This window comes from Deltaproteobacteria bacterium (genome assembly GCA_030690165.1).
Taxonomy (GTDB): domain Bacteria; phylum Desulfobacterota; class GWC2-55-46; order UBA9637; family UBA9637; genus JACRNJ01.
The window spans coordinates 24,671-38,797 of sequence record JAUYHF010000041.1; the positions used below are offsets into that span (position 1 = coordinate 24,671).

The window sequence follows — 14,127 nt, forward strand, 5'->3', positions numbered from 1 at the left end:
AGATTGCAGAGGTATTCATGCCGCGTTTAATAAAGAATAGGTCCAAAAAGAGCGGCCTTCTCCCTGGAACACTTGTCCATATCGGTGAAAAGAGGGAAAAGGATGTAAACATCTTTGTCATTGATTATGACGAGGCAAATGTCTATGAAATAGAATTAAAGGCTGTAGAGGAATGCCTGCCTTTAAAGGAGAAATCTACTGTAACATGGATAAATGTTGAGGGGCTCCACCGCTCTGACATTATTCAGAAACTTGGCGATTGCTTCTCTTTGCATCCGCTTGTCCTTGAAGACATCCTGAATACAGACCAGCGTCCAAAGATAGAGGATCATGGAGAATATATCTACATTGTCCTTAAGATGCTGCATAAAAAGAGCGGAACAGAATTTATCGCTGAACAGATTAGCATAATACTTGGCAAAAACTTCGTCCTCTCATTTCAGGAAGGGATAAAAGGTGATGCATTTAACCTGATTAGAGAAAGGATAAGGAGCGGGAAGGGACGGATACGGGGTCTTGGGACGGATTATCTTGCATACTCACTTATAGATGCAATCGTAGACAACTACTTTGTCGTGCTTGAAGAGATGGGGGAAAGGATAGAAAATCTTGAAGAAGAACTTGTCAAAAATCCTCAGGTGCAGACTTTGCACAAGATACATGTATTCAAAAGGGAGATGATATACTTAAGAAAAGCCGTATGGCCATTAAGAGAGGTGATAAGCACAATGGAAAGGAAGGAATCTCCTCTCATCAGGGACACCACATCCATATATCTCCGGGATGTATATGACCATACAATACAGGTGATTGATACAATTGAGTCGTATCGCGAGATGCTTTCAGGCATGCTTGATATATACCTTTCAAGCATAAGCAACAGGATGAATGAGATAATGAAGTTTCTAACCATCATCGGCACAATATTCATCCCTCTCACCTTTATAGTCGGCATATACGGCATGAACTTTGAATTTATGCCTGAATTAAAATGGCGGTATAGCTATTTCGTGGTCATTGTTGGAATGTCTGCAATAGCAATCATGATGCTTTTCTATTTTAAAAAGAAGAAATGGCTGTGAAACATGCGCTACGGTTTTGCCGCCGGCTTCCTCTTTTATTGTGCTTCGAGGTTGAATGTGGGGCAGGGCAGGATGCGTTATATTGCCTTTTTCAGGCTGTCAACTATTGCTTTTATCCTGTCAGGTTTTGTCTTTAACGACGCCCTGTTGCAGATAAGTTTTGATGTAACCTTCATTATCTCCTCTACTTCCACAAGGCCGTTTCTTTTTAATGTCTCGCCGGTTTGAACCAGATCAACGATCCTCTCCGAAAGACCAAGGAGCGGGGCCAGTTCAATAGAACCGTAGAGTTTTATTATCTCAACCTGTATCCCTTTGTTCATGAAGTGCTTCAACGTAATGTTCGGATACTTTGTGGCAACCCTTATGTGTGTCCAGTGCTTCGGATTATCTTTTTTGCCCAGTTCCCTGGGCTCTGCAACAACCATCCTGCAAATGCCGATGCCTAAATCAAGCGGTTCATAGATATCCCTCTCCTGTTCCAAAAGCACATCCTTCCCTGCTATACCCGCATCTGCGGCGCCATATTCCACATAGGTCGGCACATCCTGAGACCTTATTACCATGAACCTGATACGGCTCTTCTTATTTTCAAAGATAAGTTTTCTGCTGTCCTCCATGACATCGGAACAGTCAATACCGATCTTTTTAAAAAGGGCAACAGCCTCTTTCAGAATCCGACCTTTCGGAAGGGCAATGGTTAAGTAGTTTTGAGTTTTGAGTTTTAAGTTTTGAGTTCTCATTCTTTCACCCTCTTTATCTTTGCGCCCAGTTTTGAAAGTTTTTCCTCTATCTTTTCATAACCCCTGTCCAGATGATAAACTCTGGAAATCTCCGTTACCCCCTCTGCTGCAAGACCTGCTAATATTAATGACGCGCTTGCCCTTAAATCTGTTGCCATGACAGGGGCGCCGTTGAGAGAGGGTCTCCCTTTTATAATCGCATTTTTTCCTTCTATCTTTATATCCGCTCCCATTCTCCTTAATTCGCTTACATGCATAAACCTGTTTTCAAAAACAGTCTCTGTTATCACAGATATCCCGCTTGCAATGCTCATCATTGCCATTATCTGAGCCTGCATGTCAGTTGGAAAACCCGGATAGGGGAGGGTCTTTACATCAAAGCTTCCCAGGTGAGAATTTCCTGTAACACGCACCCCGCCATTTTCCGTTTTTATCTCCACACCCGCCTCTCTTAGTTTTGCAGCCAACATCTCAAGGTTTTGTAAGGGGCAGTTTTTAACAAGCACATCACCCTTTGTCATGCCTGCTGCAATCATAAATGTCCCTGCCTCTATCCTGTCAGGCATAACCGTGTGCCTTACTGGTTTCAGGCTCTCAACGCCTTCTATGGTTATGCAATCCGTGCCTCCGCCTTTTATGCAGGCGCCCATCTTGTTTAATACATTTGCCAGTTCCGCCACCTCCGGCTCACATGCGGCATTTTCCAATACAGTAACACCATCGGCAAGCGTTGCCGCCATCATGATATTCTCCGTGCCTGTTACTGTAGAGATATCAAAACATATTTTGGCGCCTTTAAGCTTTTCTGCCTTTGCATTGATGTAGCCGCCGTCTATCTTAATATCAGCCCCCATCTTTTCCAAAGCCGTCAAATGGAGATTCATGGGTCTCGCTCCTATTGCGCATCCACCGGGCAAAGAAACCCTTGCCATTTTAAATCTTGATAGAAGCGGCCCCAACACGAGAGACGACGCCCTCATGGTCTTGACTAATTCATAAGGCGCTTCCGGATTTTTGAGGTTTCTGGTTCTAATCTTTAAGGCATTGCCATCTTCCTGAATTTCAGCCCCGATATAAAGAAGCAGGGTTTTTATAGTGTCAATGTCTTTTAGTTTCGGAACATTATAAAATGTATTCCAGTCATCGGTTAAAATAGCCGCGGAAAGGATTGCCAATGCTGCATTCTTAGCGCCGCTTATCTCTACCTCTCCAATTAGACGATTGCCGCCTTGTATAATAATCTTGTCCATGCCTATACCTGCAAGGCCATATTATGGCCTTTTAACGCCTCTGTCTGATAATAATGTGTGAGCGCTTCTATGAGTTCGTTTAAGTCTCCTTCCATTACAGCATCAAGTCTGTGAAGGGTAAGGCCGATCCTGTGGTCTGAAACACGGTTTTGAGAAAAATTGTATGTCCTTATTTTTTCGCTCCTGTCTCCTGTCCCGACCTGACTTTTTCTTTCCATCGCAATATTAGTATCCTGTTCCTTTTGCTTTATGTCCAAAAGTTTCGCCGCCAGCATTTTCATGGCCTGTTGCCTATTTTTATGCTGGCTCCTTTCAGCCTGACACTGGACAATAATATTTGTCGGGAGATGCGTTATCCTTATAGCAGTTTCCACCTTATTTACATTCTGCCCGCCTGCGCCGCCGGCCCGAAAAGTATCAACCTTTAAATCTGCCTCTTTTATATCTACTTCAACCTCTTCGGCCTCAGGCAGCACTGCCACAGTAATAGTGGATGTATGTATCCTGCCCGATGCCTCTGTTGCCGGAACCCGTTGAACGCGATGCACACCGCTCTCGTATTTGAGCTTGCTGTATACGCCCTTGCCGGCAATTATGGCTATAATCTCTTTTAATCCGCCCATTCCTGTCGGGCTGCTGCTTAATATCTCCACCTTCCATTTTTGAACTTCAGCGTATCTCGAATACATCCTGAAAAGGTCGGCAACAAATATTGCGGCCTCATCGCCGCCAACGCCTGCCCTTATTTCAAGTAGTATATTTTTTTCATCATTCGGATCCTTTGGAATAAGAAGGATTTTGAGTCTTTCTTCCAATTCAGTTTTTCTTTTTTGAAGAACAGGGATTTCTTCTTTGGCTAAACCCTTAAGCTCTTCATCTTTTCCTTCTATAATCGCCTTGTTTTCCTTTAATTCATTCTCTGCTTTTTTTAATTCATTGTATGCCTCCACCATCTCAATCAGAGACGAATGTTCCCTGCCATACTTTTGAAAGCTTTCCTGGTCAGAAATAACCTTTGGGTCGCTTAAAAGATTTCCGAGTTCAATATATCTTTTTTCTATTTCTTCAAGTCGCTTAAGCATGTCGCTTTGCTCCATTGTAAAATGCAAATTGCAAAATAAAAAATGCAAAACAAAATAGTGGTTAGTTTTCTATCTTTACATTTTTTAATTTTAACTTTTGCAATCTTCAATCTTTAATTTGCAATGTTCTATATTTTTTTAAATTCTTCCCTTATTTCGTCTGGCCTGCCGCAGGTCATTTCACCTTCAGTGCATTTGCCTGTGCTTACACAGCCAGGACCTGCTTTTTTAAATATAAATGGCGCCTCTTTTTTTGCAAGGGAAAGCATCCTCTTTGCCATCTCCCTTATCTCCCATTGAGCCCTTTCACAGGTGCGAAGGCCAAAAAAATGCAGAAGTTCTCTGGCATTCATTGTAACTATAATCTTTGTCTCTGCAGCATTTGGAAGTATATATCTGGCGTCTTCTGCCGGTATGCCTGCCTCAATCATCTCATTATATAAACTGTAGAGCGAGGCTGTGATATCAGAAAATTTTTCCCCTATTTTTGCATTTTTCTTTATAGAGGGCGGGGTTACAAACTCCAGCCCCTCTTTGAATTTAACATACCGCTGGCTTTGCTGAGAATATGACGCAAGCCTGTGACGCACCAACTGGTGAGATGTGGCCCTTGATATGCCTTCTATGCCAAAGGTAAAACCGGCATGCTCCAGCACAGAGAGGTGTCCCATCTTGAGAATCTTCCCTAAAAACTTTTCAAAAGATGCGCCAAGAACCTTTTCCTCTAATTGGGATATATTACTGTCCGAATAGCAGAGTTTGGCAGCCAGAACTACGGTCTTTTCAGGGGCCGGGGTAAAATTAAGGAGGGTTACCTTCATAGAATACAGTGTCAAAGTATCAGAGGGTCAAAGAGTCAAAGTTTTTGTTTTTATCTCTGATACTCTGACTCTCTGACACTATATATCAGCTTGCCTCTTTCTTCTTATATTTCTTCTTAAATTTCTCCACCCTGCCGGCAGGATCCACCAACTTTTGCTTGCCTGTAAAAAACGGATGACAGTTAGAGCATACCTCTACCCTTAAATCCTTTTTGGTAGACCTGGTTTCTGCAATAAACCCGCAGGCGCACTCAATAGCAGTTGTTTCGTATTTTGGATGTATTCCTTCTCTCATACAACCTCCCAAGAATATTTAAGCTTTAGATAATAACAATTGTGTCAATTAACTGCAAGAAAAATTTGCAGGTATTTTCACATGACAGCCTTTATCCCATCATTCCGGAAAGGGGCCTTCCTGCAAGGAGGTGCATATGCAGGTGAAATACTGTCTGCCCTCCATCCTCGTTTGTATTTATAACAACCCTGAAACCTTTTTTACTGACGCCGAGCTTTTCAGCTGCCTGATTAGCCATTGAAAGCATATCGCCCAGAAGGCCTTTATCCTTGCATTCAAGAATGGTTGAAAAATGCCTTTTGGGCATTATGAGTATATGCGCAGGCGCCTGCTGGTTTAGATCTTTTATTGCAATAAGGCTGTCATTCTCCAATACTATTGTTGAGGGTATCTCCTTTTTTGCTATTTTGCAAAAGATACAGTCCATGGTATCTCCTGATTACTCAGATTTTTGAAAAACGATTACACAGATTAAAATCTTGTTTCCGAAATCAGTGTAATCTGTTTATGTAATCGGTGTAATCATGCTTTCTTTCGCGACGCCTTTTCTTTTAGACCCGATATGCCGGCCCGTCTTTTCAGTTCATTTAATATCTCCTGCAAAGAAATATCCTTTTGCCCGAGCAAAATAAATGTATGAAACAAGAGATCCGCCGCTTCATGGATAATCTCTCCCTTCTCGCTGCCCCTTGCTGCATCAATCAGCTCAGCGGACTCCTCTTTTACCTTTTCCAGAATTTTGTCAATGCCCTTTGCATACAGGGATGCAACATATGATTTTTCCGGCGCGGTCTTTTTTCTCTGTTCTATGGTTTTAAAGAGTTCTGCCAAAACCGCCAAGCCTGCGGCTTCTTCTGCGCCTTTATCAATCCTTCTGAAAAAACAGCTCCTCTCTCCTGTATGGCATGCAAACCCAATCTGATTAACCTTTAAAAGCACAGCATCTTCATCACAATCATAGTAAATGGCCTTAACCTCCTGAAAATTTCCAGAGGTCTCGCCCTTAAGCCACAATTTATTTCTTGAACGGCTGAAGTAATGCGCCCTGCCTGTGAACACTGTCTTTTCCAACGCCTCTCTGTTCATATATGCCATCATCAGGACTTCACCGGTAGCATAATCCTGCGCAATTGCAGGGATAAGTCCCTTTTCATCAAATTTTATGCTATTTATATCTATTGCCGCTATTAACATCATTTACCGCTCACCGCTTAAACAGCTCTTTATGCTTTGCAAGATAGTATACAATCACGCAATTTAATATCAGGATGCCGATGCGGATTAGTGTCTGCTCCTGAATAATCTCATATATCTCAAACGGAATAAGAAGCGCAGTTGCAATTACTGTCAGCCATTCTGCCCATCGCTTCCTCCTATGCAGGCCGTAGCCCATTGCGAGATTCAGCAAGGCATAAGAAACCATGCCGATTGAAACCCCGATAATCGTTCCGTTTTTAATCATCCCTATCTTTGTTATCACGGCCTCTATATAGCGGTTATCCATATCAAGGCCAAAGTAGTCAACAATCTGATTGGCAAACACTTCCATGTTTTTATTTATAAGGATTATAACGCCAAAGGATAAGAGGGTGGCAATTATCCCCAGGGTGAATTTTTCAATAATGATAATTTTTAGGAAGGCCTCATGCTTTTTCATCGCCTGCTGTCCCATACTTACTATTTATAAGGTTTTAGTGTCTAAAAGTAAAGCGGAAACCATGAGTTGACTTGCCTCTTTACAAGCCTGCTCACCTCTCTTATACCTATAAACGGGTGTTTGAGGGCAAGATAAAAATACTTTCTTTTCTGAAGCCTTTTAAATTTTCTGTAGAGTTTAGACAGTTCCTTCCTTGAAAGTGTCTCGGACATTATGATGTGACGATTTTCGACCTCATTAAACTCCTCTCTCAGGATACTCCAGTCCATGAAATCGGTCACCAGCCCCCTTTTCTTTGCAATTTCCCATACAGGAGTTCCGGGTAGAGGGGTAAGCATAAGAGGGGAAAAGCTGTCTATGCATGATTTTCGTATGAATCTGTATGTATCCATTATTTCCTCTTTTGTCTCATCCGGAGAACCGATAATAAAACCCCCGTGTGTAAGAATATCTTGTTTTTTGAGTATCCTTATGGCATTACTATTTTGCTCTACGCTGCAGGCCTGCTTTTTCAGGTATTTCAAAACTCTCTGATTGCCGGATTCTATGCCGAGAAACACGTGCGTTATGTTCATGCTCTTAAGAAGTTCCGCTACTTCCTCCGTTATCTCGTTTGGGCGAACGTTACAGTTGAAGGTTATCTTTTTGTGAAGGCCCGCCTCCCTTATAAGTTCAACTATCTTTTTGAACCTCGCCCTAGGCGCTATGAAAAGGTCATCATAGATGGAAAGCTGAGACACGTTAAACCTTTCAACGATATGGACTATTTCTTTTACCACGTATTCAGGGGAAAAGAACCGCGCCTTCGCGCCCCAGAAGGGTTTTGAAAAACAGAAGATGCAGTCGTACGGGCAGCCGCGAGAAGTAAAAATCCCGCGGCGCGGATGGTAATATAACTCTCTCGCTGGAATTGGCAAAGTGTCAAGGTTTTTTATGCGTTCGCGAAACGGAGTCATTGAGAGCCCACTTTTATCGTGATAGACGATACCCTTTACATCGGCGAGTTTTTGCTTCGCAAGAAAGCTGTCTTCCATGAAAATACGCATAAGTTCGACTATGGCGTCTTCGCCCTCGTTTATAATCCCCACGTTCATGTCCTCTGTAAGGGTATTGGGTAGCGTTGATATATGAACGCCTCCCACTACGACAGGGATGCTTCTTTCTTTGCAAAGTTTTGCATATCTCTGGGCGATATGGTAATTCTGCGATACTGAAGAAAGACCCACGATATACGGCTTAATGTCATCAAGTGTTGAACTGAAAACCGGCCCGTAAGTAACTTTTATTTCGAGCTCCTTTTCTGTGAAATGCCTTCTCAGGGAAGATGCTATATAAAGGATTCCCAGATGTTCCGCTGAATCCTCCGTATAGCGGAGTCCCTCGTCAAGATTTATGCAGTTTACAAGAAGTATCTTCACGGTCTACCTTTTTCTCTTAAACTGTCAGTAGAACCCCATCCGGAAAATAGCTTTTTTATTATACCAAAATTCAGCAGTTTTATATCCTCCATCCTGATGCCTCTATTCAATCTTGTATACTTTACGGTTGTAAAAACGAGAGCTGTCAAAACAATCAGTGGCTTCAGGTTTTTTATATAAGCAGGCATCAGGTTTCTAACTATTTGATAACAGTATCCGTAAACTCTGTTCAGAGGGGCCCAGTCCATATGTTTGACTACCGTATCCACGATCTCTTTATTGCCCGCAAGGGCATGCCTCTCGGATATAGTTTTTGATTCACGGTGCAGTCTAAAACAAGATAAAAAATCCTCGCAGTACATCACGCTAAATCTCTTTGCCATTTTAAACCAAAGGTCATAATCCATAGTATAAGAAAGCTCCCTGTCTACACCGCCGGCGGCCGTGTAGGCATCCCTTCTGAAAAACACCGAAGACTGCGATATGTAATTGCATGTCGCAAGGGTCTTTAAGTCAAAATTCTCGGTGGGATATTCCCCCAAAACCCTACTGTCTTCATCCGTACAATATGTTTTTCCATAAATCATGGCAACATTAGGATTTAATTCGAAATATTCAACAACGGTTTTTATAGCGCCGGGAAGGTAGGTGTCATCAGAATTGAGCCATGCGAGTATTTCGCCCTTGCTTATCCCGAAGCCCTTAATTATGGCATCCGACTGGCCCCTGTCTTTTTCCGAAATCCACCTGAGCCGTGTCTCGTATTTTTTAAGTATCTCTACGGTGTTGTCCGTTGAACCTCCGTCAATGACTATGTATTCGATGTTTGAGTAGTCCTGAGAGAGGACGCTTTTTATGGTTTCCTCGATGAACACCCCTTGGTTATAAGATGGGGTTATTATGGAGACGAGTGGTCTGCTCATTTTTTAAGCCTTCTCTTTAGTGTTCTTTCCGGTAAATTCTTTGTAAACTTTTTCATAAACCTTCAGAGTTTCTTCTGCCGTGCGCTCCCATGTGAACGACCGCGCTCTTTCAAACCCTTTCCCTATAAGGGTGTTTCTCAAGTCCTTGTCATAAAGCATGCTGACTTTTTCGGCTATATCATAGGGATCTTCGGGGTTAAAGACAACTGCAGCATCACCCGCCACCTCAGGGAGGCTCGTGGTGTTCGAGCACGCAACTGGAAGTCCAGTTGCCATGGCTTCAACCACGGGGATGCCGAACCCCTCGAATAACGACGGAAAAACCAGAATGCCGGCGGCATTATACAGTAGCGGCAGGTCTTCGTAAGGCATGTAGCCCAGGTGTGTTATATATTCACTGAGCCCAAGTCTTTCTATCTCCATCTCGACGTTAGTGTGATTCTGCTTTTTAATTCCAGTAAGAATAAGTTTGTCTTTGATGGCGTACTTTTCCTTGAGTATCTTGTAGGCTCGCACAAGGTTTATATGGTTTTTATGCGGCCATGTGGCCGCCGGATAAAAGATGAAATTTTCCGGCAGGACGTGCCGTTTCCTGAACGCGCTGACCGCGCCAGTGTCTATTTTCTTGAAATTTTCGCAGTGACCGAGATATACAACGGAAATTTTATCGCCTGAGATAGCATACTTCTCGATAAGGCTTCTTTTGGTAAATTCGCTTATAACAATTATGTGGTCGGCTTTTTCCGCCGATGCTCTATAGGTAAGCCGTCGAAGTTCAAGAGATTCTTTGTTGAAAAACTGCGGAAAGTACTCCTGTTGAATGTCCACAATTGTAAGCACCACAGGCGCATCATAATGTTTTTCGTGCGGAAAGGCGTTGAACATGTAGTGCATGACGTCACACTGCTGCGAGGTAACGGCAGCAGATGGATTGTGAAAAAACTTTGCAGCTCTGACGGCCAGTTCGGCCGAACGTCTGACGATTTTCATAAACAGCGATTTACTGTCCGATTCAAAAATGATTCCTCCAACAATAGCCATTGCTTTCAGTTTCGCGATTTCTATTGGCTTATATTTCCCCGAAATTATTTTTTTGAAGTTTTTAGCGATGACGGGAAAAGCCTTTTCGTTTGAGATGGAGCAATAAAGAAGGTACTCGTTCGAACGGTCGACCGTTTGAATAGTTTTCACAAGGTTCCGTGCGTAGGTCTCTACGCCACCAACCGTGCCGAGTGGAAGGTATCCGATGGGCAGACATATACGCATAGCTACTTTTTTACCACCGCAAAAAATACAGGGGTTAATATATCAGGATTCATATTTCCGTTAATCAACCTAACCTTCTTTACGTAAAACCAATAGAATCTTCGCAATATTTTAAGAATCTTTTCTTTCCATATGCCAATCGCAAATTCCTCAAAGCCGCCGAACTTTATGTCTTTAAAGCCGGCGGCCATTAAAACCTGCTGAAGACTGTGTTCTATATAACCAACCTCATGAGTGAAATCGTTGTATCTATGGAGTTGTCCATCGGGGGCCTGCAGATTCGGGGTCTGAATTATAAGTATGCCGCCGCTTTTAAGGGAAGCCCTCAATGCTTTTAGAAAGCCGATAGTTTCCTCTTTTCTTATATGTTCAAGCACGTCAATAAGTGTTATAATTTCAAAAGTATCTTTATTTTTGTCCTCAAGCCATGCCGGTATGTTCTCGACCAGCGCGCAGTTTAAGCTGATGGATTTGCAAAAATCAACCGTATCCTGCGAAATATCGATGCCGAGATAATTTTTGTAACCCCAGTTTTTCATGCAGGTAAGCATCTCGCCCCTGCCGATACCAACGTCAAGAAGCCTCGAGTCCTTATCGGAGGGAAAGAAATGCTTATAGTTGAGTTCAAACTGTTTAAACTTGGGCCCGGCCTGCTCATATGAGCCAAAAGCAACTTTTATGTACGAATCTAATATTTCCTTCATTTAAATCTCCCCCATTAGATTATCTTGCTATTTGACCAATTCCAAACAAACGTTTGCCCCGGACGCCGCGGCGTAATCCTTGCCCGGTGTTTTCTCTGTTATCATGTCATAAGAGAGAGCTTCTTTACACTCTTCTCTAAAAGCCGCCATCCATCCATCAGGTTCATATTTGAAATAATTCTCAATTGTAAACGATGGAGAAAAGGCGCTGACAATCCGGTCCACCATTACCCCATCAAAAACCTGAAACCAGCCATGATTTTTATGCTTCCCGAACGGAACGCTGAGATAAAGAACTCCTCCCGGCTTTAAAATTCTCCGAAATTCTTTTATTGCCTGCAGATACGCCAGCGGATCATTTTCTTTCTTAGCTAAGTTCTTTGTATAGACTATTGTGTTGTCCATGCCGATGTGCTCAAGGGTGGAAAGGCATACTATCCAATCAAAATAATCGTCTTTGTAACACGTATCCCGCAAGTCTTGATAAACATAAGAAACCTCCATCCGATAGAAACAACTGTGCTCGGGGGCAAGAGTGGAAATGAATATTTTTTTCGATTCCAGCGCCTTGTGAGAAAGTATATAATCAAAGTTCAATACCGAACCGGCGTCAAGAAGATTTCCTTCCCCATCCGGCAGCCTTGAAAAAAGCCACGGGTATTCTACAATCCTGTCGTCAATCCTGAAGCCATGGCCCGGTGGAAGTTTTTTTGCGTCAAAACCGCCGCGCTCAAGAGTCTCACGGATTTTTTTATGCTTGTAGAAGTTGTAGCCAATCCTCCAAGGCTTCATGCCGTTAAGGACAAAAAGCGCACAATTTATGCTGTGATAGATTCTCTTTATAAAGTTCATCGGCTTCAAATTATTCAATCTTTAAGCGCAAAGGAAATGGTAAAATATCAAACCTCTTCCGCATGTTGACAGCCATTGCGATATACCAGTATAGAGCCGTAAATGCAGTTGCCATAGATGCCCCCAGTGCTCCGTAATTTGGAATAAACGCCATGTTCAATGCGGCATTCAAAAATAATCCGACTAATAAAAATCTGACAACCATATTATGACGACCTGTTATGCTAAATAATAGGCCGATTTGTCCGGACAGGGCAATAAGAATGTGGGCGCAAAGCAACACAGCAAGCGCCGAATACACGCTATAAAATTCCCCTCCATAAAAATCAAGTATCCGTTTTCCAAAAACTAAAAAGACGGCGAACAACAAAGAAGAAGCGAACAAAACGAGACGTGAAGCCTTCATGACGAGATGTTGAAGTTCCTTGTGATTTCCCTTTGCATAAATGTCGGCTATTGCAGGGCCAAATGAGGAATTTACCGCCGCACTGACTAAAGTCAATAAACCGGCAATGTTACTTGCTACAACGTAAAAACCTGCTTCTTTGGGGCCTCTAATAACACCGACCATAATAATGCCGAGTCTATAAAGTATAAGCTGGTAAAGAACCGCGATTAGCAACATTGCTCTTGCAACGTTAAACCACTCTCTGGAATTAAAACTCGCTTCGACAATGCTCACCTCGCCGGGCCGTATCTTGTAAAAAAGGAAAGAAGCAACAATTAACGCAATCACGGCGGCTATAATGCTTATAGACATAGCTGTTGCAGCCGTAAAATCAATTTTGAACCATAAGATGGCAATAACTATTCCTGCGCAAAAGACAGATGGTTGTAAAATAGTTCGCGGGATTTCGGCGCGAATTACCCTTTTAAAACCTATCAGCCATCCTTCCTTCATCTGCAATAAGGATAAAATGGGCAATCCCGCAATAGCTATCAATAATGTGTAAAAAAATTCGGCGCTTAATTTCTCCCTTATGACCCATACCCCAAAAGCACAAAGAAGAGCAATTAAAACTGCCGTCGCGAATACGATTTTATTCGTGTATTGTAAAAATCCTTTTAGGAGCATCCACTCTTTCTCCCCATTGTAAACCGCGATAAATCGCATGGATGCCTGAGAAAAACCCATATCAGATAAAATCATCAGTAAACTTACCAATGTAAAAGCATAAACGTATATACCGAAATTCTCGGCGCCAAGCATGCGGGCAAGCACTATTTGTATAAAAAAAGCCATGGTGACGGCGATTGCCTTGACCGCTAAATTCCCTATGGCGCCGCGCACGAGCATAGATTTTCTATATTCTTTAAAGATCATTTAATCCTTTATCAACGAAAAAAGCGGCACGGCTTGTTATGTCAACAACCGAACCTAATTCATTACTTTTTACAAAATTTTCGTCTATCTCGAACAATTCTTTTGCAAGTTGGTCAAAAGCAATGGTTGTCCTTTTATTGATTAAATCCGTCCTGGCTGAAATGAGTTCTGATTTTATATCATGAGATGTCCTTTCTATAATCTTGGACCAAAACATGTCCTTCGTATCGTTTATGTATCTTCGTGTATCCGCATCAGCTATTACAATCCTTTCCGGAGCTGCTTTTATAGCCCATTTCAGGAATAGATTAGTCTCGTGGAGATTTAAAGGGGTTGTAAGATATTTTAACCAGGTCTTTGTTTTATTTCTCTTGATCAACTCTTCCGCAAAGGCGATGGTTTTGTTTATATCAAGTCCCATAATTTTCTTGTAAGTCTCAGGCTCAAACCCAACTATGGAAATAGTTACTGCGCTGAATAAATTCTCAAGCATTTCAAGCATGTCAAGGCTTACATTTCCATTGGTAACCAATATGATTTTCAGTTCAGGATATCTACTTTTAAGGCCATACAGCCATTTGATAGACTCTTTCTGAATTAAAACTTCACCGCCTTGCACCATCAAATTTTCGGGACGACAAAGGTCAATAAATTTTGCTAAGGATTCATAATTGTCATATTTCCCATGCCATGACGGGGAATCTACGCAA

16 protein-coding genes are annotated in these 14,127 nt (G+C 42.3%); 1 reads left to right on the forward strand and 15 read right to left on the reverse strand.

Annotation, left to right across the window (positions count from 1 at the left end):
- Positions 1-17 precede the first annotated feature (17 nt).
- Positions 18-1,082, forward strand: a complete 1,065-nt coding sequence (gene corA, locus Q8P28_06665) for a magnesium/cobalt transporter CorA (GenBank protein MDP2682469.1) — start codon at positions 18-20, stop codon at positions 1,080-1,082.
- 77 nt (positions 1,083-1,159) lie between these two features.
- Here the strand turns inward: corA and hisG are convergent, their stop codons facing one another.
- From hisG to Q8P28_06740, 15 genes are all read right to left on the reverse strand, one after another.
- A complete protein-coding gene (gene hisG, locus Q8P28_06670) occupies positions 1,160-1,825 on the reverse strand; it encodes an ATP phosphoribosyltransferase (protein MDP2682470.1) in 666 nt (221 codons plus the stop codon).
- Positions 1,822-3,075, reverse strand: coding sequence for a UDP-N-acetylglucosamine 1-carboxyvinyltransferase (gene murA / locus Q8P28_06675; protein MDP2682471.1), 1,254 nt, complete (start codon positions 3,073-3,075; stop codon positions 1,822-1,824). The genes hisG and murA overlap by 4 nt, the downstream gene beginning before the upstream one ends.
- 2 nt (positions 3,076-3,077) lie before the next feature.
- On the reverse strand, positions 3,078-4,157 hold the full coding sequence (gene prfA, locus Q8P28_06680; protein ID MDP2682472.1) for a peptide chain release factor 1: 1,080 nt from the start codon (positions 4,155-4,157) through the stop codon (positions 3,078-3,080).
- A 128-nt stretch (positions 4,158-4,285) separates the two neighbouring features.
- Positions 4,286-4,978: an FAD-dependent thymidylate synthase gene (thyX, locus tag Q8P28_06685; GenBank protein ID MDP2682473.1), complete on the reverse strand. Its 693-nt coding sequence runs from the start codon at positions 4,976-4,978 to the stop codon at positions 4,286-4,288.
- 85 nt (positions 4,979-5,063) lie between these two features.
- Positions 5,064-5,273: a 50S ribosomal protein L31 gene (rpmE, locus tag Q8P28_06690; GenBank protein MDP2682474.1), complete on the reverse strand. Its 210-nt coding sequence runs from the start codon at positions 5,271-5,273 to the stop codon at positions 5,064-5,066.
- A 91-nt stretch (positions 5,274-5,364) separates the two neighbouring features.
- Positions 5,365-5,700 (reverse strand): histidine triad nucleotide-binding protein, encoded by a 336-nt coding sequence (locus tag Q8P28_06695; protein MDP2682475.1) that lies wholly within the window; start codon positions 5,698-5,700, stop codon positions 5,365-5,367.
- Between the two features lie 95 nt (positions 5,701-5,795).
- Positions 5,796-6,470, reverse strand: coding sequence for a bifunctional phosphoribosyl-AMP cyclohydrolase/phosphoribosyl-ATP diphosphatase HisIE (gene hisIE / locus Q8P28_06700; GenBank protein ID MDP2682476.1), 675 nt, complete (start codon positions 6,468-6,470; stop codon positions 5,796-5,798).
- Between the two features lie 7 nt (positions 6,471-6,477).
- Positions 6,478-6,930, reverse strand: coding sequence for a DUF2127 domain-containing protein (locus Q8P28_06705; GenBank protein ID MDP2682477.1), 453 nt, complete (start codon positions 6,928-6,930; stop codon positions 6,478-6,480).
- Positions 6,931-6,971: 41 nt separating this feature from the next.
- Positions 6,972-8,348 (reverse strand): radical SAM protein, encoded by a 1,377-nt coding sequence (locus Q8P28_06710; GenBank protein ID MDP2682478.1) that lies wholly within the window; start codon positions 8,346-8,348, stop codon positions 6,972-6,974.
- Complete coding sequence (locus Q8P28_06715) at positions 8,345-9,271, reverse strand: glycosyltransferase family 2 protein (protein ID MDP2682479.1); 927 nt, start codon at positions 9,269-9,271, stop codon at positions 8,345-8,347. The genes Q8P28_06710 and Q8P28_06715 overlap by 4 nt, the downstream gene beginning before the upstream one ends.
- A 3-nt stretch (positions 9,272-9,274) precedes the next feature.
- Complete coding sequence (locus tag Q8P28_06720; GenBank protein MDP2682480.1) at positions 9,275-10,537, reverse strand: glycosyltransferase family 1 protein; 1,263 nt, start codon at positions 10,535-10,537, stop codon at positions 9,275-9,277.
- 2 nt (positions 10,538-10,539) lie between these two features.
- Complete coding sequence (locus Q8P28_06725) at positions 10,540-11,241, reverse strand: class I SAM-dependent methyltransferase (GenBank protein MDP2682481.1); 702 nt, start codon at positions 11,239-11,241, stop codon at positions 10,540-10,542.
- Between the two features lie 27 nt (positions 11,242-11,268).
- Entirely contained in the window at positions 11,269-12,093 is an 825-nt protein-coding gene (locus tag Q8P28_06730) for a class I SAM-dependent methyltransferase (protein ID MDP2682482.1), read from the reverse strand.
- Between the two features lie 10 nt (positions 12,094-12,103).
- Positions 12,104-13,417: an oligosaccharide flippase family protein gene (locus tag Q8P28_06735; GenBank protein ID MDP2682483.1), complete on the reverse strand. Its 1,314-nt coding sequence runs from the start codon at positions 13,415-13,417 to the stop codon at positions 12,104-12,106.
- Positions 13,407-14,042, reverse strand: coding sequence for a hypothetical protein (locus Q8P28_06740; protein ID MDP2682484.1), 636 nt, complete (start codon positions 14,040-14,042; stop codon positions 13,407-13,409). The genes Q8P28_06735 and Q8P28_06740 overlap by 11 nt, the downstream gene beginning before the upstream one ends.
- Positions 14,043-14,127 lie beyond the last annotated feature (85 nt).